The 23453-nt window shown below is 69.2% G+C and carries 1 protein-coding gene; it reads right to left on the bottom strand.

From position 1 onward, the window contains the following. Nucleotide 1 precedes the first annotated feature (1 nt). Complete coding sequence (locus tag OH768_RS13550) at nucleotides 2-23449, bottom strand: non-ribosomal peptide synthase/polyketide synthase (RefSeq protein WP_406453386.1); 23448 nt, start codon at nucleotides 23447-23449, stop codon at nucleotides 2-4. Between the last annotated feature and the right edge of the window lie 4 nt (nucleotides 23450-23453).

A 23453-nucleotide genomic window follows, 5' to 3' on the forward strand; every position in this document is an offset into this window, starting at 1 on the left:
GTCACTTCCTCTGGTCTGTGATGTCCAAGGCTCTGATCAGGTGGTCGCCGCCCGGACCGTTGGTCAGGACGACCCAGCCGGTTCCGGAGTGCAGGCCGCACAGTGTCAGGCCGCGGTATCCGACAGGTTCGCCGCCATGGCCGAAGTGCACCTCGGTGCCCGTGGTGTCGATCACCGTGCCGAGCCCGTAGGAGCTGGTCGGATGGGGTGTCAGCATCTCCTCGGCGCGGTGCGCGGAGAGGGGGGCGAGCGGCCTGCCGAGCCGTGAGCGGCGCACGGCGAGGGCCAGTTGGGCCATGTCGGCGACGGTGCTCCACAGGCCGGCGGCCGCCATGTCGGGACGCACGAGCCAGCCGTCCGCGAGCGGTGTCCCGTCCTCGGTGTGCCCGACGGCCACGGGCCGTCCGGCGGTCTCCGGGAAGCGCTGGTCGAAGCTGCTGTCGCGCATGCCCAGCGGGTCGAGGACGAGCGTCCGCATGAGTTCGGCGAACGGTTCCCGGGTGATGTCGGTGAGCACCTGCTGCACCACGGAGAAGTGCACGTTCGCCTTGCGGAAGGTACTGCCCAGCGGCAGTTCCCGGAACACCGGCGGGTTCGGGGCCGGCGGCCGCCCGTACAGCAGATCGAGCAGTGCGGGGGTGGGTTCCTGGCCCCGCGGGAAGCCCTTGCTCTGGGGAAGGCTCAGCCCGGACAGGTGTCCCAGCAGATGCCGCAGGGTCACAGGTGGTTCGCCCGTGCCGTCGGGGATCCGCCAGCCGGAGAGGTACTCGTTGACGTCCGCGTCGAGGTCCAGGGCACCTTCGTCCGCCAGGCGCAGCACGGCGAACGCGGTGACGTGCTTGCTCATGGACCCGACCTGGAAGAGCGTGTCCGGGGTGACGGCATCCGAACGGTTCGCGGCCACCTCGCCGAAGGTCTCCACGGCCACGAGTTCCCCGCCACGCAGCACGGCCACCGCGGCGCCGGGCACGTTGCCGCGTGCCAGCGCCTGAGCCGCCCCCGGTACCAGCTCGGCCGTCGGTTCCACGACGGGCCGGGGCGCGGGCTGTGCGGCCGCGGCGTCCAGCGCCGCCGCCAGTTCGCCCAGGGTCGGGTGCTGGTAGAGGAGGAACAGCGAGAGCGGCAGCCCGGCCCGGTGGGCCATGGCGACGGCGTGGATGACCAGGATCGAGTGGCCGCCCAGCTCGAAGAAGTTGTCGTCGAGGGCGATGCGCTCCCGGCCCAGCACCGTGGACCAGATGTCGGCCAGGGCCCGTTCGGTGGGTTCCACGGGGGCGAGGTACTCGCGCCCGAGGTCCTGAAGCTGTTGGTCCGGGTCCGGCAGGGCACTCCGGTCGATCTTGCCGTTGGGGTTGAGTGGCAGCCGTTCGAGCGTGACGAATACCGAGGGCACCATGTAGTCGGGCAGCTTCGCGGCGCAATGTGCGCCCAGCTCGGTCTCGGAAGGAGCTCCGGCCTCGTCCGGCCGCTCCGGTACGACATAAGCCACCAGGCGGCGTTCGCCGAGCGCGGGTTCGTCCACGAGGACGAACGCCTCACGTACTGCCTCGTGCGCGGAGAGCGCGGCCCGGACCTCCGCCGGTTCGACGCGGTAGCCGCGGATCTTGACCTGGTCGTCGATGCGCCCGAGGAAGTCGATGGCACCGTCGGCCAGCATGCGCACCCGGTCGCCTGTGCGGTACATACGGCTCCCGGGCTCGCCGAACGGATCGGGCAGGAACTGCCGAGCCGTCAGTGCGGGGCGGTGCACATAGCCTCGGGCGACGCCTGCACCGCCGACGCAGAGCTCTCCCGGTACGCCCACCGGCACGCGCTCGCCCCATTCGTTCAGGACGTACATGCGCACATCTGGGAGGGCATGGCCGATGGGCACCACCTCCGCCGGCGAGGAGTCGCCCAGGGTGAGAGTGCAGGCTCCGACGGTCGTCTCCGTCGGCCCGTACTCGTTGACCAGCGTCACGTGCGGCGCGAGTTTCCGCCAGGAGTCGACCACTCGGCGGGTCAGTGCCTCACCGGCCACCACCACAACCGAGGCGAGCGTGTTCGCCTGTTCCGCTGTCAACTGGGCGGTGAGCAGCTCCAGATGGGAGGGGGTGAGCTTCACGAAGCTGAAGGGCGCCGCCTCGGCGAGGTGGCGCCCCAGTTCGTCCAGGGGCAGTGTGCCGGGGAACACCGTCACCGGCTGGCCGGCCACCAGCGGGGCCCACAGGTTGGGAACGACCAGGTCGAAGGCGACCGACGAGAACAGCGGCGCGCCTCCGGTGCCGCGGGTCGCCAGCTCGTCCACGGCCCAGCGGACGTGGTTGAGCAGGCCGCGATGGGTGACCTGCACGCCCTTGGGCCGGCCCGTCGAGCCGGATGTGTAGATCACGTAGGCCGTATGGTCCAGGTCTCGGGTGCGGTCCACCACGGCGGCCGGGGCGGCTGCCGACTCCGGGACCTCGGTGCCCGTGATGCCCGCGATGACGACGCCGTCACCGAGGTCGTCGGGTAGCCGCTCACGCAGGGCTGAATCCGTTACGACGACCGAGACGCCCGCGTCGCGCAGCGTGTCGCTGACGCGCGGCCGGGGGGACGAGGGGTCGAGCGGCAGGTAGGCGGCGCCGGCCTTCCACACCGCGAGCAGGGAGACGACGAGTTCCGCGCCACGGTCGAGGAGGACTCCGACAACCGCTTCCTCCGCCGGGCGCTCCGCCACGCCCAGGGCCCGCAGCCGGCGGGCCAACGCCTCGGCGGCGCTGTCGAGTTCGGCGTACGACAGGGCGCGGGCCCCGTCGATCACCGCCGTCGCCTCCGGGGTGCGCGCGGCCTGTTCCTCGATCAGGGAGCACAGGTCCCGGGGCGGCAGCGGTTCGTCCCGGAGCCGGTGTGCGGCGTCGGCCAGGGCGCGGTCCGCCTCCGGCAGCGCGGTCGCGCGGGCGTCCCCGTCGGGGAACTCGGCCATCGAGACGAGGACGGCGCGGAAGACCTCGGCCATGCGCGCCACGTTCTCGCGGCTGACCGCCCGGGTGTTGGTCCGCAGACTGAGGAAGCCGTCGCCGGTGGCGACCGAGAATGGAAACTCGTTCGTGCTGAACCCGAAGCTCTCCGTCTGGTCGGTCAGACCGCCGTCGACCTGGTCGAAGTCCTGATAGCTGAAGTAGACGTCGATGAGCCGCCGTCCGTCCGTCAGCTCACGCTGGATGGCCGGCATCGGGAAGTGCCGGTGCTGCCACGCCTCCGTCTCCCGCGTGAAGACCTGCCGGACCAGGTCGCGCCAGGTCGGCGCGGTCGAGTCGGCCGGGAACGGCAGGGTGTTGAGGTGCATGCCGTGGACGCGGTCGGCGCCGGCCGCTTCCAGACGGACATGACTGGTGAGACCGACGAAGAACGACGACTCGCCGCTGAAGGTGCCCATGGCCTTCAGGAACGCGGCCAGCATCACGCTCTTCAGGGGCACGTCGGCGCTCGCCGCGAAGGCGCGCAGCCGCGGCTGAAGGTCACGCAGGGGAACGCGGACGCTGTACGGCTCGTAGGGCACGTCGTCCGCGCTTCCCCACCCTGCCGGGAGTTCGTACTTCGCGCGGCCGGTGACCACTTCGCGCCAGAACGCACGGTCGTCCTCCGACTCCAGGGCGCGCAGCTCGGCGGCCACGACGTCCGCGAATCGCACGGACGGCCGCTCGTACGGCTCGGGTGCCGTGCCGTCCCGGTGGGACCGGTAGAGCGCCAGCAGCTCGGCCAGCAGCACGTGGAAGCTCCAGCCCTCCAGGATGACGTGCGACTGGCTGATCGTGAACTGCCAGCTGCCGTCACCGCAGAGGTGGACGCCGATCCGCATCATCGGCGCGCTGTCGTGCGGGCAGGGCGTCGCGCTCTCCGTCCGTACGAACTCCCGCAGGACCCGGTCCTCCTCCCGCGCGTCCAGCGGGCGCAGATCAACCACGTTGACGGGCAGGTCGGCCGCCGCGTGGACCCGCTGGATCGGGACGGTGTGGTTCTCCAGGTCGACGGAGGTACGGAGCGCCTCGTGCCGCTCGACCAGGGTGTCGACGGCCCGTTGCAGCGCGTCCACCGAGAAGGGCTGGTTGTCCCGGATACGGACCGAGTTGAGGAGGTGGTAGTTGTTGCGGTTCCCGCCGGCGAGCGACTCGACCAGCATGCCCGCCTGGTTCTGGGTGAGGGGGTAGGCGTCGACGACGTCGTCGGGCAGCAGGGCCCGGATCTCCTCGTCGATCAGCTCGAAGGGCGCCACGGGACGGTGTGCGCGGTCGTCAAGAGGGGCGCGCTGGGCAGCCAGTTCGGTGAGGCCCGCCACGGTGCGTGCGGCGAGGACATCGCGTACGGCGACGTCGACACCCTGCGCGCGTAGGGCGCCGACGAGGGAGACGGCACGGATGGAGTCGCCGCCCAGGTCGAAGAACGAGTCGAGGACGCTGACCCGCTCCACCCCGAGCACCTCCCGCCAGGCTGCGGCGATGCGGTCCTCCAGCGGGGTACGCGGGGCCACGAACACCGCCCGTGTGAAGGCGTCCTCGTCCGGCGCCGGCAACGCCCGCTTGTCCAGCTTGCCGTTCGCCGTCAACGGCAGCACGTCCAGCACCACCACCGCCGACGGAACCATGTACTCCGGCAGCACCAGCCCCAGCCCGGCCCGCAGCGCCGCCACATCCACTGCGACGTCCGGCTCCGGCACCACATAACCCACCAGGCTCCGGTCCCCGGAAACAGCCTCGCGGGCGAGTACGACCGCCTCACGCACCCCGTCCTGACCGGCCAGCGCAACCTCGATCTCACCCAGCTCGATCCGGAACCCCCGGATCTTCACCTGGTCGTCGATCCGGCCCAGGAACTCCAGACCCCCGTCCCCACGCCGCACCGCCAGATCCCCACTGCGATACAACCGGGCACCGGGCCCACCGAACGGATCCGGCACGAACCGCTCCGCCGTCAGCTCCGGCCGGTTCAGGTACCCCCGCGCCACACCAGGACCAGCCACATACATCTCACCCGGCACACCCACCGGAACCAACCGGCCCCGCCCATCGAGCAGATACACCCGCAGATCGCTGAGCGGCCGTCCGATCGGATTATGCCCGTTGGACTCCAGGTCGCTCTCGACAACGCGGTGGTAGGTGGTGTGGACGGTCGTCTCGGTGATGCCGTACATGTTCACCAGCAGCGGCCGGTCCAGACCCAACCGCGCCACCCACGGCGCCAGTTCGGGCATCTCCAGCTTCTCCCCGGCGAACACCACAGCCCGCAAGGACAGTCGGCCGATCCGCTCGTCTCCCGAACCCGCCGCCGCCACCAGGGACCGGAACGCCGACGGTGTCTGGCTCAACACCGTCACACCACGTTCCACCAGCAGATCCAGCAAATCCTCCGGCGAACGCGCCACCTCACCCCCGACCACGACCACGGAACCACCGAACAGCAACGCCCCCCACAACTCGAACACCGAGACGTCGAACGCGAACGAATGCAACAACGAGAAGACGTCCGACCCGTCGAAAGTGAAGCGCTCATGCGCCGTCTCCAGCAGCCGCACCACATTCGAATGCGGAACCACCACACCCTTCGGCCGCCCCGTCGACCCTGACGTATAGATCACGTACGCCGCGTTCGACCCCGACGACACCGGCAGCAGATCCCCAGCCGGCGCCTGCGCGACGACCTCCGCGTCCACACCGTCCAGCACGATCACCCGGCCCGCGAACCCCTCGCCCACCGCCCCGGCAAGCTCCGCAGAGGCCACCAACGCCGACACGCCCGCATCCGCCAGCACGAACCGCAACCGCTCCACCGGATTCACCGGATCCAACGGCACATAACCAGCACCGGACTTGAGCACGCCCAGCAAGGACGGCACCAGATCCGGCCCACGCTCCAGGCACACCCCCACCAGCGACTCCGCGCCCACACCCGCATCCCGCAGCACATGCGCCAGCCGATTCGCCCGCTCATTCACCTCGGCATATGAGAGTTCCACCCCACCAGCAACCACAGCCACCGCCCCCGGCGACACCCGCACCCGCTCCTCGAACAACTCATGCAGAGACCGACCAGACACATCCGCCAGCGGGGCCGGACCTCCACCGAGCACGACCTCCAACTCACCCTCAGGCAGGTAGGTGTCCTGTGGGTTGCCGTCGGGGTCGGTGGCCATGGCCTCCAGGACCGCGCTGTACATCGCCGCCAGACGTTCGGTGTTGGCCCGGCTGATTACTCCTGTGTTCGTGGTGAGCGCCAACCCTTGTGAGCCCAGGGCGTGTACGGACAGGCCGAATTCGGTGGGGGCGCTGTTGGCCGCCTGGGTGACGACTCCCGAGTCGACCTGGTGGAAGTCGATGTAGTTGAACAGGACGTCGATCAGCCGCTCGCCGTCACGGCCGGCGTCCCGCTGGATCTGCGGCATCGGATAGTGCCGGTGCGGCCACGCCTCCACCTCCCGCGCGAACGCCTGACGCACCAGCTCACGCCACGTCCGCGCCGAACGGTCCACCGGGAACGGCATCGTGTTCAGGAACATCCCGTACACCCGCTCCGCACCCACCACCTCGGGCCGGCAATGCCCCACCAACCCGGTGAAGAACTCCTCCTCCTGCGACAACTGCGCCAGCACCTTCACATGCGCCGCCAACAGCACACTCTTGACCGGCACATCCTCAGCCGCCGCCAACCCCAGCAACCGCTCCCGCACACCCTCCAAATCCACCCGCACACGCACCGACTCGACAAGACCCGCCCCACCGAAGTGAACCGGCACCACGAACCGCCCACGCCCAGCCACCACACCCGACCAGAACTCCCGGTCCTCCACCGACCCCAGAGCCCGCAACTCCAACGCCACCGCATCCGCGAAACGGACTGCGGGAGCCTCATGGCCCCCTAGCCCTTCACCGTCCCGCAGAAGCCGGTAGCACTCCACGATCTCCATCAGGAGTGCGTGGTAACTCCAGCCCTCCAGGATCGCGTGGTGCTGCGTCAGGGTGCAGATCCAGCCGTCCGAAGCGCCGGCGTGCACGAACACCCGCAGCAGCGATCCGGCATCCGTCAGATCGAAGACGTTGCCCCGCTCACCGTCGACGAACGACAAGACCTCCGCCCGCAGGTCCTCATCACTGAGCCCACTGACATCACGCCACCCGCACGGCACCACCACGTCCTCGCGCACCAGCTGAAGCGGCACCGCGAAGTCCGTCAGACTCACCGCCGAACGCAACACCTCATGCCGCGCCACCACCACACGAACAGCCTCTGCAAAGACACCGAAGTCAAAAGGCCGCTCATCACGCACGTGGAAGGCCATCACGTTGTGGTAGCTGCCGAGCCCGTCGCCCGCCAACGACTCGACCAGCATCCCCACCTGGTTACGGGTCAGGGGATAGGCGTCCACGACGTCGTCGGGCAGTTGGGCGCGGAGCTCCTCGTCGATCAGCTCGAACGGCGGCACGGAACGGTGGGTGCGGTCGGCGAGGGGGGCACGGTCTTCGGCGCGCCCGGCGAGGCCCGCCACCGTGCGTTCGGCGAGGACATCACCCACGGCCACGTCGATGCCCTGCGCGCGCAGGGCGCCGACCAGCGTGACCGCGCGGATCGAGTCGCCGCCGAGGTCGAAGAACGAGTCCTGTACACCGACCCGCTCCAGGCCCAGCACCTCACGCCACACCCCGGCGATCCGCTCCTCCAGCGGAGTGCGCGGGGCGATGAACACGGCCCGCGCGAAGGCCTCGTCGTCCGGCGCCGGCAATGCCCGCTTGTCGAGCTTGCCGTTCGGGGTCAACGGCAGGGCGTCCAGCACCACCAGCGCCGACGGGACCATGTAGTCCGGCAGCGCACGCGCCACCCCGGCCCGTACCGCCGGCACATCCACCGTGGCACCGGCCCGCGGCACGACGTACCCCACCAGGTTCTGGTTCTCGCGGGCGATGACGACGGCCTCGCGCACACCCTCCTGGCCGGCCAGCGCGACCTCGATCTCGCCCAGCTCGACCCGGAAGCCGCGGATCTTCACCTGGTCGTCGATCCGGCCCAGGAACTCCACGCTCCCGTCCGGACGCCGCACCGCCAGGTCACCGGTGCGGTACAGCCGGGCACCGGGAGCCCCGTACGGGTCCGGCACGAACCGTTCCGCCGTCAGCTCCGGCCGGTTCAGATACCCCCGCGCCACACCGGGCCCCGCGACGTGCATCTCGCCCGGCACACCCACCGGAACCAGATTTCCGAACGGGTCCAGCAGGTGAATACGGAGATCGTTGAGCGGCCGTCCGATCGGGTTGCCCGAACCGGGCTCCAGGTCGCGCCTGACTATGCGGTGGTAGGTGACGTAGACCGTGGTCTCCGTCGGCCCGTACATGTTCACCAGAGCCGTACGTCCCAGCCCCAGCCGGTCCACCCACGGCGCCAGTTCGGGTATCTCCAGCTTCTCGCCGGCGAACACCACGGCCCGCAAGGACAGTTGCTTCATCCGCCTGTCCCCCGCGCCCGCGGCCGCTGTCAGGGACCGGAACGCGGACGGTGTCTGGCACATCACCGACACCTCGCGCTCCACCAGCAGGTCCAGGAAGTCGTCCGGGGAACGCGTCACGTCCCGTTCGACCACGACCACTCGACCGCCGAAGCCCAGCGCTCCCCACATCTCGAACACCGAGACGTCGAACGCGAACGAGTGGAACAGCGTGAAGACGTCCGCCTCGTCGAAGGCGAAGTGCTCGTGTGTCGTCTCCAGCAACCGCAGCACGTTCGCGTGCGGAACGATCACGCCCTTGGGACGCCCGGTCGACCCCGATGTGTAGATCACGTACGCCGTGTTCGAGCTCTCCGACACCGGCAGCGGATTCTGAGCCGGCGCCTGCGCGACGACATCCGCGTCCGCGCCGTCCAGCACGATCACGCGGCCCGTGAACCCCTCGCCCACCGCCTCCGCGAACTCGGCGGAGGTCACCAGCGCCGATGTTCCGGCGTCCGCCAACATGAACCGAAGCCGCTCCACGGGGTTCGCCGGGTCCAACGGCACATAGCCGCCGCCGGACTTCAGTACGCCCAGCAAGGACGGCACGAGGTCCGCCCCGCGTTCCAGGCACACACCCACCAGCGACTCCGCGCCCACACCCGCATCCCGCAGCACGTGCGCCAGCCGGTTCGCGCGCTCGTTCACCTCGCCGTACGACAGCTCCACTTCACCGGCGACCACAGCCACCGCATCCGGCGAGACCCGTACCCGCTCCTCGAACAACTCGTGCACACGACCCGACACCGTGGAATCCACGACGCTCTCTCCCATGACGGCTTCGCGCTCCCCAGCAGGTAGATGGACGCTGCGTGCGTCGCCGTCGGGGTCGGTGGCCATGGCCTCCAGGACCGCGCCGTACATCGCCGCCAGACGTTCCGCGTTGCTCCGGGACATGACACGGGTGTTCGTGCTGAGCGACAGGTGATCGGAACCGCGGGCGTGCACGGCCAGGCCGAACTCGTTGGGCCCCTCGCTGACGACGGTGCTCACGGCTCCGGACTCGCCCTGGTGGAAGTCGATGTAGTTGAACAGGACGTCGATCAGCCGCTCGCCGTCACGGCCGGCGTCCCGCTGGATCTGCGGCATCGGATAGTGCCGGTGCGGCCACGCCTCCACCTCCCGCGCGAACGCCTGACGCACCAGCTCACGCCACGTCCGCGCCGAACGGTCCACCGGGAACGGCATCGTGTTCAGGAACATCCCGTACACCCGCTCCGCACCCACCACCTCGGGCCGGCAATGCCCCACCAACCCGGTGAAGAACTCCTCCTCCTGCGACAACTGCGCCAGCACCTTCACATGCGCCGCCAACAGCACACTCTTGACCGGCACATCCTCAGCCGCCGCCAACCCCAGCAACCGCTCCCGCACACCCTCCAAATCCACCCGCACACGCACCGACTCGACAAGACCCGCCCCACCGAAGTGAACCGGCACCACGAACCGCCCACGCCCAGCCACCACACCCGACCAGAACTCCCGGTCCTCCACCGACCCCAGAGCCCGCAACTCCAACGCCACCGCATCCGCGAAACGCACGGGCGGGGCGTCGTACACCCCCGGACCCTCGCCATCCCGCAGAAGCCGGTAGCACTCCGCGATCTCCATGGACAGGGCGTAGAAGCTCCACCCTTCCAAGATCGCGTGGTGCTGCGTCAGGGTGCAGATCCAGCCGTCCGAAGCGCCGGCGTGCACGAACACCCGCAGCAGCGATCCGGCATCCGTCAGATCGAAGACGTTGCCCCGCTCACCGTCGACGAACGACAAGACCTCCGCCCGCAGGTCCTCATCACTGAGCCCACTGACATCACGCCACCCGCACGGCACCACCACGTCCTCGCGCACCAGCTGAAGCGGCACCGCGAAGTCCGTCAGACTCACCGCCGAACGCAACACCTCATGCCGCGCCACCACCACACGAACAGCCTCTGCAAAGACACCGAAGTCAAAAGGCCGCTCATCACGGACATGGAAAGCCTCCACGTTGTGGTAGCTGCCGAGCCCGTCGCCCGCCAACGACTCGACCAGCATCCCCACCTGGTTCTGAGTGAGCGGGTAGGCGTCCACGACGTCGTCCGGCAACTGCGCCCGGATCTCGTTGTCGATCAGCTCGAACGGCGCGACGGAACGCTGTGTGGCAGAGTCCAACTCGGCGCGCCCATAGACGAGTTCGGCGAGCGCCGCCACCGTGCGGTGCTGGAAGATCTCCTGCACGCCTATGTCGGTGCCTTGGGCGCGTAGGGCGCCGACGAGGGAGACCGCGCGGATGGAGTCGCCGCCCAGGTCGAAGAACGAGTCCAGTACACCGACCCGCTCGACCCCCAGAACGTCACGCCACACCGCGGCGATGCGCTCCTCCGCGACCGTGCGCGGCGCCACGAACTCCGCCCGCGCGAACGCGTCCTCGTCCGGCGCCGGCAACGCCCGCTTGTCCGGCTTGCCGTTCGCCGTCAACGGCATCGACTCCAGCACCACCACCGCCGACGGGACCATGTACTCCGGCAGCACCAGCCCAAGCCCGGCCCGCAACTCAGCCACATCCACCGAGACACCGGTCTCCGGCACGACGTAACCCACCAGGTTCTGGTTCTCGCGGGCGACCACGACCGCCTCGCGGATCCCTTCCTGACCGGCCAGCGCGACCTCGATGTCACCCAGCTCCACCCGGAAGCCCCGGATCTTCACCTGGTCATCGATCCGCCCCCGGAACTCCAGATTGCCGTCCGGCAGCACCCGCGCCAGGTCACCAGTGCGATACAACCGCGCACCCGGAACCCCGTACGGATCCGGCACAAACCGCTCCGCCGTCAGGTCGGGGCGCCCCGCATAACCGCGCGCCAGGCACTCCCCACCGACACACACCTCACCGGTCACCCCGACCGGCACCAGCCGCATCTCGGCATCCAGCACATACATACTCGTCCCGGGAATCGGCCGCCCGATCGGCAGAATCTCCCCCTCGAACGGCTCCGACGCCGGGAAGTAGCTGTTACCGACCGTGATCTCCGTGGGACCGTACTCATTGATCACACGAGCCCCGCCGAACAACGCACTCCACCGCGCGGCACTCTCCCGAGACAACGCGTCACCACCAGGAATCAACGTCCGGGCCAACGGAACCGAATCCGCCTCAGCCTCCGCCAACTGCGGCAGCAGCACATCCAGATGGCTCGGCGTCAGCTTGATGAAGTCGTACGGGCCCTGCGCCCGCAGCAACTCACCCAACCGCGCCAGATCAGCATCCGCCGGAAGGATGTGCAACGGCCGCCCCGCGATCAGCGGCGCATACAGCGTCGTCACCACGACATCGAAAGCGACGGACGAGAAGAGGGGTGCCCCGCCACTGCCTTCCGACAGATACCCGGTCACGGACCAGTCGAGGTAGTTGGCCAGACCCCGATGCGTCGTCTGCACACCCTTGGGACGGCCCGTAGAACCCGACGTATAGATCACATACGCGAGCTGGTCGAGATCGCCGGCGCGAGACGGAGCGGTGGCCGGAAGAGTGTCGATGCTCTCCGACTCCCGGTCCAGAAGCAGGCACGGCACATCAACAGCATCAGAGGCCAAGTCCACATGTGCGGTGTCGGTGACCAGCGCACTCACCGCAGCATCACTCAGCGCAAACCGAGTACGCTCCCCCGGCGCCTGCGGATCCACCGGAACGTACGCACCCCCGGCCTTCCACACCCCCAGCAACACCGCCGGCAAGTCAGTGCACCGGTCGAGCAGCACACCGACAGCCGACTCCGCACCCACACCCAACTCACGCAGCCGACGCGCAATACGGTTGGCCCGCGCGTCAAGCCCGGCATACGAGACCACGTCTGCGCCATGGACGACAGCCACAGCATCCGGAGTCAGACGAACCTGCTCGTCAAAACGCTCCAACACCGACCGCAGCGGCGCCTCAAGAACATCACCCAGTCCGGCGTCCAATAGCCAGGACTGCTCACCCGACGGCAGGAAGACAGCCCGCGCCTCCCCGTCCGGATCGGCGGCCATCGCCTCCAACACACCCCGATACATCCCCACCAGACGCTCCCCGTTGGCGGGACTGAGGACGCGCGTCGTGGTCTTCAGGCTGATGCCGTGGACCATGGCGATGACGTTGAGGCCGAACTCGGTGGCTCCGCCGCCGGCGCTCATGTCGACGTCGATCAACGATCGGTCGACAACGTGGTAGTTCTGGTAGTTGAACACCACGTTGACCAGGCGTTGGCCCTGTCCCACCGTGCGGGTGATCTCCGGCAGGGGGAACCGGCGGTGCGCCGAGAGGTCGACTTCCTGCTCGTGGACGTGTTCGACCAGTTCACGCCAGGTACGGCCGGACAGCCGGTCGGCGGGGAAGGGCACGGTGTTGAGGAACATCCCGTAGACGCGGTCCGCGCCCAGGGCCTCGGGCCGCACATCGCACACCAGGCCGGTGTGGAACTGCCCTGATTCGGTGAGTTGGCTCAGCACCTTGAGGTGTGCCGCGAGAAGCACGGCCTTGACGGAGGCCTTCGCCTGCGAGGCCAGTGCACGCAGCGGCTTCTCCAGGTCGTCGAGCCGGACGCGGAGAGCGAGGTCCCGCTCGGGTTCGTCGGCCGTTCCCCATCCGCTGGGCAGGGTGAACGGCGTCCGGTCCTGGACGACCGCGGTCCAGTAGGCCCGGTCTTCGGGCGAGGCCAGGGAGGCGAGTTCACCGGCGACGGTGTCGGCGAAGCGTACGACCGGAGCTTCATGGGGGGCGGGCGCCGTCCCGTCGAGCTTCTGCCGGTAGATGTTGAGGAGTTCCATCAGGAAGACGTGGTGTCCCCAGCCCTCGGTGATGGCGTGGAACTGGGTGAAGGCGATACGCCAGCCGTTCTCCTCCAGCAGGACGGTCACGCGGAGCAGAGGGGCGACGGTCAGATCGAAGACGTCAGAGCGTTCCTTGTCCACGAAGTCGCGCAGGGCCTGCCGGTGCTCCTCGGCGTCCAGCCCACGCAGGTCACGTACCGCGAGCGGGATCCGCACATCGGCATGGACCAGCTGCATCGGGACGGAGTACGAGGTCAGATCGATGGAGGTGCGCAGCACGTCCTGGCGGCCCGCGACAATGTCGAGTGCTTCGCGCAGGGCCGCCTCGGAGAAGGGCCGGTCGTCGGGGACCCGGTGCAAGGCGCAACTGTGGTACGGGTTGCGGTCCTTGTCGGTGAGCATCTCGACGACCATGCCGGTCTGGATCTGGGTGAGGGGGTAAGCGTCGACGACGTCTTCGGGCAGCAATGCCCGGATCTCCTCGCCGATCAGCTCGAACGGCGTGACGGCACGCTGCGCGGCAGCGTCCAACTCTCCGCGTCGAGCGACCAGTTCGGCCAGGGCCGCGACAGTGCGGTGCGCGAACACATCACGTACCGCTACATCGGTGCCTTGGGCGCGTAGGGCGCCGACGAGGGAGACCGCGCGGATGGAGTCGCCGCCCAGGTCGAAGAACGAGTCCAGTACACCGACCCGCTCGACCCCCAGAACGTCACGCCACACCGCGGCGATGCGCTCCTCCGCGACCGTGCGCGGCGCCACGAACTCCGCCCGCGCGAACGCGTCCTCGTCCGGCGCCGGCAACGCCCGCTTGTCCGGCTTGCCGTTCGCCGTCAACGGCATCGACTCCAGCACCACCACCGCCGACGGGACCATGTACTCCGGCAGCACCAGCCCAAGCCCGGCCCGCAACTCAGCCACATCCACCGAGACACCGGTCTCCGGCACGACGTAACCCACCAGGTTCTGGTTCTCGCGGGCGACCACGACCGCCTCGCGGATCCCTTCCTGACCGGCCAGCGCGACCTCGATGTCACCCAGCTCCACCCGGAAGCCCCGGATCTTCACCTGGTCATCGATCCGCCCCCGGAACTCCAGATTGCCGTCCGGCAGCACCCGCGCCAGGTCACCAGTGCGATACAACCGCGCACCCGGAACCCCGTACGGATCCGGCACAAACCGCTCCGCCGTCAGGTCGGGGCGCCCCGCATAACCGCGCGCCAGGCACTCCCCACCGACACACACCTCACCGGTCACCCCGACCGGCACCAGCCGCATCTCGGCATCCAGCACATACATACTCGTCCCGGGAATCGGCCGCCCGATCGGCAGAATCTCCCCCTCGAACGGCTCCGACGCCGGGAAGTAGCTGTTACCGACCGTGATCTCCGTGGGACCGTACTCATTGATCACACGAGCCCCGCCGAACAACGCACTCCACCGCGCGGCACTCTCCCGAGACAACGCGTCACCACCAGGAATCAACGTCCGGGCCAACGGAACCGAATCCGCCTCAGCCTCCGCCAACTGCGGCAGCAGCACATCCAGATGGCTCGGCGTCAGCTTGATGAAGTCGTACGGGCCCTGCGCCCGCAGCAACTCACCCAACCGCGCCAGATCAGCATCCGCCGGAAGGATGTGCAACGGCCGCCCCGCGATCAGCGGCGCATACAGCGTCGTCACCACGACATCGAAAGCGACGGACGAGAAGAGGGGTGCCCCGCCACTGCCTTCCGACAGATACCCGGTCACGGACCAGTCGAGGTAGTTGGCCAGACCCCGATGCGTCGTCTGCACACCCTTGGGACGGCCCGTAGAACCCGACGTATAGATCACATACGCGAGCTGGTCGAGATCGCCGGCGCGAGACGGAGCGGTGGCCGGAAGAGTGTCGATGCTCTCCGACTCCCGGTCCAGAAGCAGGCACGGCACATCAACAGCATCAGAGGCCAAGTCCACATGTGCGGTGTCGGTGACCAGCGCACTCACCGCAGCATCACTCAGCGCAAACCGAGTACGCTCCCCCGGCGCCTGCGGATCCACCGGAACGTACGCACCCCCGGCCTTCCACACCCCCAGCAACACCGCCGGCAAGTCAGTGCACCGGTCGAGCAGCACACCGACAGCCGACTCCGCACCCACACCCAACTCACGCAGCCGACGCGCAATACGGTTGGCCCGCGCGTCAAGCCCGGCATACGAGACCACGTCTGCGCCATGGACGACAGCCACAGCATCCGGAGTCAGACGAACCTGCTCGTCAAAACGCTCCAACACCGACCGCAGCGGCGCCTCAAGAACATCACCCAGTCCGGCGTCCAATAGCCAGGACTGCTCACCCGACGGCAGGAAGACAGCCCGCGCCTCCCCGTCCGGATCGGCGGCCATCGCCTCCAACACACCCCGATACATCCCCACCAGACGCTCCCCGTTGGCGGGACTGAGGACGTGGGTGTTGCTGCGCAGGGTGATGAGTCCGCCCATGGCGCTGGCGCTGAGGCCGAACTCGGTGGGGCTGTCGTTGAGTCCCGCGCCCTCCTCGGCGGCGACGCTGTCGAGCCGGTGGAAGTCGAGGTAGCTGAAGAAGATGTCCACCAGTCGCCCGGAGCCCGGCTCCCTGGGGATGGCGGGCATGGGGAAGTGGCGGTGCGGCCAGGTCTCGATCTCCCGGTCGGAGACCTGGCGCAGCAGTTCCCGCCAGGTACGGGCGGAGCGGTCGGCGGGGAACGGCAGTGTGTTGAGGAAGGTGCCGAGTATCTGGTCGGCCCCGGCTGCCTCGGGACGGCTGTGGGTGACCAGGCCGGTGTGGAAGGCCGGCTCGTCGGTGAGCTGGCTCATCACCTTCAAGTGCGCGGCGACTAGCACGCTCTTGAGGGAGACCCTGGCGGCTCCGGCGGTCGCGCGCAGCGCGCCCTCCAGGTCCCGGTAGTCCACCACGGCGTGGACGACCTCGGCGGGCGCGGACAGGTCGCCGTGCCAGCCGGCCGGTACGGAGACCTTGGCGTGGTCCGCGACGAGGTCACGCCAGTAGGCGCGGTCCTCCTCGGCGTCAAGGGCCGCGCGTTCGGCGGCCACGGAGTCGGCGAGCCTGACGAGCGGCATGGCGCGCGGGGCGGTGTCCGCGCCGTCCCGCAGGGCCCGATAGGTCTCCACGATGTCCTTGAGGAGAAGCTGGTTGCTCCAGCCGTCCAGGACCGCGTGGCTCTGGGTGAACGCGCAGTACCAGGTGTCGTCGTCCACCTCATGTGCGGCGATCCGCAGCAGAGGGAAGGCGACGGAGAGGTCGAAGGGGTCCATGCGTTCGGCGGTCACGTACGCCGTCAGGGCGTCGTCCCGCGCCTGCTCGTCCAGGCCCCTGAGGTCTCTGCTGACGCAGGTCACCTCGGCCTCGGCGTGCACGAGCTGCATCGGCTCCGCGTAGCCGTTCAGGTGGACGGAGGTACGCAGCACGTCGTGGCGGGCGGTGACGGTCTGGACCGCCTGCCGGAACACGGACAAGGCGAAGGGCCGGTCGTCGTGCACCCGGTAGACGTTGACGTTGTGGTAGTTGTTGTGGCCGCCGTCGACCAGGGTCTCGACGAGCATGCCGGTCTGGTTCTGTGACAGCGGATAGGCGTCGACGACCCCCTCCGGCAGGTTCGCCCGGTCCTCGTCGGAGATCATCGCGAAGGGGGCCACGGTGCCGGTCCGGCCGGCTTCCAGCTCTCCGCGTCCGCTGATGAGTTCGCAGACCCCTGCGATGGTGCGCCGGTCGAAGACGTCCCGTACGGCGATGTCGAAGCCCTCTGCACGGAGTTTGCCGACCAGGGCCACGGCACGGATCGAGTCACCGCCGGCCTCGAAGAAGTCGTCCTCGACTCCGGCGGCGGCGGACGGCAGGGCGTCCTGCCACACGGCGGCCACCCGTTCTTCCAGGGGGGTGCGCGGGGCGATGTGGCGCGCCTGCGCGAAAGCATTCGCCCCGGGCGCGGGCAGGGCCGGGACGTCGAGCTTTCCGTTGGCGTTGAGCGGCATGGTGTCCACGGACACGAAGGCGTACGGGACCATGTAGTCGGGGAGTGTGCGGGCCAGGGCCGCACGGAGCGCGGCGGGCTCGGGGATGCCGTCACCGACGGGCACCAGATAGGCGACCAGTTGCCGTTCCCCCGGGGTGTCCTCGCGCAGCAGGACGCGGGCCTCGTCGATCTCCGGGAGCTGGGCGAGGGTGGCCTCGATCTCGCCGAGTTCGACCCGGTAGCCGCGGATCTTCACCTGTCCGTCGGTGCGCCCGATGAAGTCGACGACGCCGCCCGGCAGTACCCGTACCTTGTCGCCGGTCCGGTAGAGCCTGGCGCCGGGCTCCCCGAAGGGGTCCGGCACGAACTTCTCGGCGGTCAGCTCGGGCCGGCCCGCGTAGCCGCGGGCGACGCCGGTGCCTCCGACGTACAGCTCGCCCGGGACACCGACCGGGACGGGCTCGCCGTGCGGGTCGAGTACGTGCATCCGCATGTTCGGCAGCGGACTGCCGATCGGGATCACGTCGGTGTTCAGGGGGCCTTCGACCGGGTGGACGCAGGTGCCGACGGAGGCTTCCGTCGGCCCGTACTCGTTGATCAGGGGCGTGTCGGGGGCCAGGTCGCGCCAGCTCTGGACCACGCGTCGAGTGAGGGCTTCGCCTGCGACGACAAGGACGGAGGTGAGGGAGGCGGCCTGCTCGGCGGTGAGCTGCTGGGTCAGGATGTCGAGGTGTGCCGGGGTGAGCTTGATGAAGCTGTAGGGGCCGGCCTCGGCGACGTACCCGCCGAGTTCTCCCAGGTCCAGGTCGTGCGGGAGCAGGTGCACGGTCTGGCCGACGACGAGCGGCACCCAGAGGTTGGGGACGACCAGGTCGAAGGCGATCGACGAGAACAGTGGCGCGCCGCCGCTGCCGCGGCCGGCGAGCTCGCGCACGGCCCACTCGACGTGGTTCGCCAGGCCGCCCTGGGTCACCAGGACGCCCTTGGACAGACCGGTGGAACCGGATGTGTAGATCATGTAGGCGAGCGTGTCGAGGGCGTCCGGCCCGGCCGGTGCCGCCGGCCGCCCCGTCGGACTCGCCTCGACGAGGTGCCGGTCGCGGTCCACCAGCAGGGTCGGCCGGTCGGACACCGCGGCGACACGGTCGGCGTGCGCCTCCTGGGTGACGGTCACCACGGCCCCCGCGTCGGCGAGCATGTGCCCGATCCGCTCGTCCGGGAAGACCGGGTCGAGGGGGAGGTAGGCGCCGCCGGCCTTCCAGACACCCAGCAGTACGGCGAGGAGTTCGGGCCCTCGGTCGAGCAGCACGGCGACGATGGACTCGGGGCCGACGCCCAGGGAACGCAGGTGGTGCGCGTACTGGTTGGCGCGCGCGTCGAGTTCCGCGTAGCCGATGGTGGTGCCGTCCACGGACACGGCTGTGGCGTCGGGGGTCGCCTCGGCCTGCGTCTCGAACGCCTCACGGACGGTACGCCGCGGCAGCGGGCCCGGGTTGGCCGCCCACGTACGAGTCAGCGCGTGGCGCTCGCCGTCGGGCAGGTAGGTCGGGCGGGCGTCGCCGTCGGCGTCGTGGGCCATGGCCGCGAGGACGGCTCGGTACATGCCCGCGATGCGTTCCGCGTTGGCCCGGCTGAGCGTCCACGAGTCGGCGGTCAGGTACACATGCTGATTGCGCGAGGAGATGGTCAGCGGGAACTCGGTGGGGCTGTCGTCGAAGCCGACGGTGCCGTCGACCAGGTCGGCGTCGACCTGGCGGAAGTCCTGGTAGTTGAAGAAGACGTCTATGAGGCGCTGTGTGCCGCCGAGATCACGCTGGATGGCGGGCAGCGGGTAGCGGCGGTGCGACCACGTCTCCACCTCGCGGGCGAACACCTGGCGGACCAGGTCGAACCAGGTGCCGGCCGTGCGGTCGGCCGGGAACGGCAGGGTGTTGAGGTACATGCCGTGGACACGGTCCGCGCCGAGGACCTCGGGGCGGACGTCGTAGACCAGGCCCGTGTGGAAGGTCTCCGCGTCGGTCAGCTGGCTCATGACCTTCACGTGCGCCGACATCATCACGCTCTTCAGGGACGCCCCGGCGCGGGTCGCGAGCGCGCGCAGGCCGTCTTCGAGGTCGCCCCAGGCGATGCCCACCTGGTGCTTCGCGCGGGGCTCGGTCGGCTCGTCGCCCCAGCCGGCCGGCAGTGACACCTTCTCGCCGCTCCCCACCACGTCCAGCCAGTAGGCGCGGTCCTCGTCGGAGGCCAGGGAGGCGAGTTCGGCGGCGACGGAGTCCGCGAAGCGGACGTCGGGGAGGTCGTAGGGCTCGGGTTCCGTGCCGTCGGCGTACTGCCGATAGCAGGTCAGGACCTCCATCAGGAGCGAGTGGTGGCTCCAGCCCTCCAGGATCGGGTGGCATTCGGTGACGGACAGCCACCACCCGCCGTCGCCAGTCAGGTGGACGCCGAAGCGCATCAGTGAGGGGGTCGAGAGGTCGAAGGGCCGTGCCCGTTCCTCGGCGATGTGGGCGCGGAGGGCGGCCTCCCTGTCCTCCGGCGCCAGATCGGTCACATCGTCCATGCTGACCGGGAGTTCGGCGTGTGCGTGGACCATCTGGAGCGGCACGGCAAAGTCGGTGAGGTGGAGGGAGATGCGCAGCACCTCATGCCGGGCGACCACGGTCTCGACCGCCGCGCGGAAGGCCTCCGGGACGAAGGTCCCGGCGTCCCGGATCCGGAAGGAGCTGACGTTGTGGTAGTTGTTCTGGTCCGTGTCGGCCAGCATCTCGACGACCATGCCGGTCTGGATCTGGGTGAGGGGGTAGGCGTCGACGACGCCTTCGGGCAGCAGGGCCCGGATCTCCTCGTCGATCAGCTGGAACGGCTCGACGAAACGCTGTGCGGCGAGGTCCAGCTCAGCTCGGTCGCCCACGAGTTCGGCCAGAGCTGCCACCGTGCGCTGCGCGAAGACGTCCCGCACCGCGACGTCGACGCCCTGGGCGCGCAGAGCGCCGACGAGGGAGACGGCGCGGATGGAATCGCCGCCCAGGTCGAAGAACGAGTCCAGCACACCGACCCGCTCCACCCCGAGCACCTCCCGCCAGGCTGCGGCGATCCGTTCCTCCAGCGAGGTGCGCGGCGCCACGAACACCGCCCGCGCGAAGGCGTCCTCGTCCGGTGCCGGCAACGCCCGCTTGTCCAGCTTGCCGTTCGCCGTCAACGGCAGTGCGTCCAGCACCACCACCGCCGACGGAACCATGTACTCCGGCAGCACCAACCCCAGCCCGGCCCGCAGCGCCGCCACATCCACTGCGACGTCCGGCTCCGGCACCACATAACCCACCAGGCTCCGGTCCCCGGAAACGGTCTCGCGGGCGAGTACGACCGCCTCACGCACCCCGTCCTGGCCGGCCAGCGCGACCTCGATCTCACCCAACTCGACCCGGAACCCCCGGATCTTCACCTGGTCGTCGATCCGGCCCAGGAACTCCAGACTCCCGTCCGCACGCCGCACCGCCAGATCGCCACTGCGATACAGCCGGGCACCGGGCCCACCGAACGGATCCGGCACGAACCGCTCAGCGGTCAGCTCCGGCCGGTTCAGGTACTCCCGGGCCACACCAGGACCGGCCACATACATCTCACCCGGCACACCCACCGGAACCAACCGGCCCGACCGGTTCAGCAAGTAGACGCGTAGATCACTCAACGGCCGCCCCACCGGGTTAACCCCGCCGGGCTCCAGGTCAGCTTCCGCCACCCGATAGAACGTCGTGTGGACGGTCGTCTCGGTAATTCCGTACATGTTCACCAGAGCCGGCCGGTCCAGGCCCAACCGCGCCACCCACGGCGCGAGTTCGGGCATCTCCAGCTTTTCTCCGGCGAACACCACAGCCCGCAACGACAACTGGTCGATCCGCTCGTCTCCCGAACCCGCGGCCGCCACCAGGGACCGGAACGCCGACGGTGTCTGGCTCAACACCGTCACACCACACTCCACCAACAGATCCAGGAAATCCTCCGGCGAACGCGTCACCTCACTCCCGACCACCACCACACGGCCGCCGAACAGCAACGCCCCCCACAACTCGAACACCGAGACGTCGAACGCGAAGGAATGGAACAGCGAGAAGACGTCCGACCCGTCGAAGGCGAAGTGCTCATGCGCCGTCTCCAGCAACCGCACCACATTCGAATGCGGAACCACCACACCCTTCGGCCGCCCCGTCGACCCCGACGTAAAGATCACATACGCCGCGTTCGACCCCGACGACACCGGCAGCAGATCCTCAGCCGGCGCCCGCGCGACAACCCCCGCGTCCACGCCGTCCAGCACGACCACCCGGCCCTCGAACCCCTCGCCCACCGCCCCGGCAAGCTCGGCAGAGGCCACCAACGCCGACACGCCCGCATCCGCCAGCACGAACCGCAACCGCTCCACCGGATTCACCGGATCCAACGGCACATAACCAGCACCCGACTTGAGAACACCCAGCAGCGTCGGCACCAGATCCGGCCCACGCTCCAAACACACCCCCACCAACGACTCGGCCCCCACACCCGCATCCCGCAGCACATGCGCCAGCCGATTCGCCCGCTCGTTCACCTCGCCGTACGACAACTCCACCGCACCGGCGACCACCGCCACCACCCCCGGCGACACCCGCACCCGCTCCTCGAACAACTCATGCAAAGACCGACCCGACACATCCACCAGCGGAGCCGGACCCTCCCCAAGGACAACCTCCAACTCACCCTCAGGGATGAGGTCGTACTCGGCGACGGCGGTGTCGGGTGTGCGGGTCGCCTGGTCAAGAAGGCGTACGAAGTGGGTGGCCATGCGCCGCACGGTGGCCTCGTCGAAGAGGGCGGTGGCGTAGGTGAGCCTGGTCTCGTACGAGCCGTCGGAGTTCTCGCCGACGCGCAGTTCGAGGTCGCACTTGGCGACGGTGCCGAGCACCTCGTAGGGCGTGACGTCCGTCCCGGGCAGGGTGAGGCCCTCGCCGCCGGCCTCGTGGAGGGTGAAGGCGACCTGGTACAGGGAGGTGCGGGACAGGTCGCGCTCCGGCTGCAGATCGTCCACGAGCTGGGCGAAGGGCACCGCCTGGTGGTCGTAGGCGTCGATCAGGGACTGTCTGCCCTTGTCGACGAGTTCGCCGAACGTGGTGGAGTCGTCCCAGGTGGCGCGCATGACCAGGGTGTTGATGCAATAGCCGAAGACGTTCTGGAGTTCGGGCCGGGTGCGGCCGCTGGCGACGGTGCCCACGGCGACGTCGTTGTCATCGACGTAGTACGAGACGAGTGCCTGGAGAGCCGTGAGGAACACCACGAAGGGGGTGGTGTCATGCTTGACGGCCAGGTCACGGACGCGCTGCGCGACCTCGCGCGGCAAGGGGAACGCGACCTCGGCGCCCGCGTGTTCGCGCACGGCGGGCCGCGGCCGGTCGGCGGGCAGCTCGATGGGCCGCAGACCCGCGAGCTGGTCCCGCCAGTAGCTCAGCTGCCCTTCCAGGGTTGTGCCCGACAGCACCTGGCGCTGCCATTGCGCGTAGTCGGCGTACTGCACGTCGAGCGGGGGCAGCGTGGCGTCGGAGCCTTCGGCGAAGGCGGCGTAGAGGGTGCTCAGTTCGGAGGCGAACAGGCGGGTGGACCACGCGTCGCACGCGATGTGGTGGAAGACGACGGTCAGTACATGGTCGTCGGAGGCGAGGCGGAGGAGCCGGGCGCGTACCGGCCAGTCGTGCTCCAGGTCGAAGGGTTCGTCCAGGTGCTGTGCGACGAGGGCGTCGGTGCGCGAATCCCGCTCGTCGGCGAGCAGGCTCGTGAGGTCCTGCGGTACCAGGGGTACGTCCACCGGCTCGTCGACGACCTGTACGGGCCGGCCGTCGAGCATGGCATAGCGGGTGCGGAGGATCTCGTGGCGGGCGAGGATGGCCGACCAGGCCCGCTGGAGGGCTTCGGCGTCCAGTCGGCCGCGCAGCCGGAAGGCGAGGGGCACCAGGTATTCGGTGCTGTCCGGGTCGAGGCGGTTGAGGAACCACATCTGCTGTTGGCCGTGGGAAAGCACCAGAGGCTGATCGCGCTCGGCGCGCCCGATCGCGGATCGCTGGTTGCCGCCGCGTCCGCTGAGCCGCCTGCGGAGAACCTCGTCACGGACGACGTCTGCGTTGTGCTGCGTGAAGTCCTCGGTACCCATGTGT

Source organism: Streptomyces sp. NBC_01622, assembly GCF_045209635.1.
In the GTDB taxonomy this organism is placed as follows: Bacteria; Actinomycetota; Actinomycetes; order Streptomycetales; family Streptomycetaceae; genus Streptomyces.

What these genes read in the sequence shown, in the direction of transcription:
- OH768_RS13550 (WP_406453386.1), bottom strand. Translation starts at nt 23,449, where the DNA reads ATGGGTACCGAGGACTTCACGCAGCACAACGCAGACGTCGTCCGTGAC.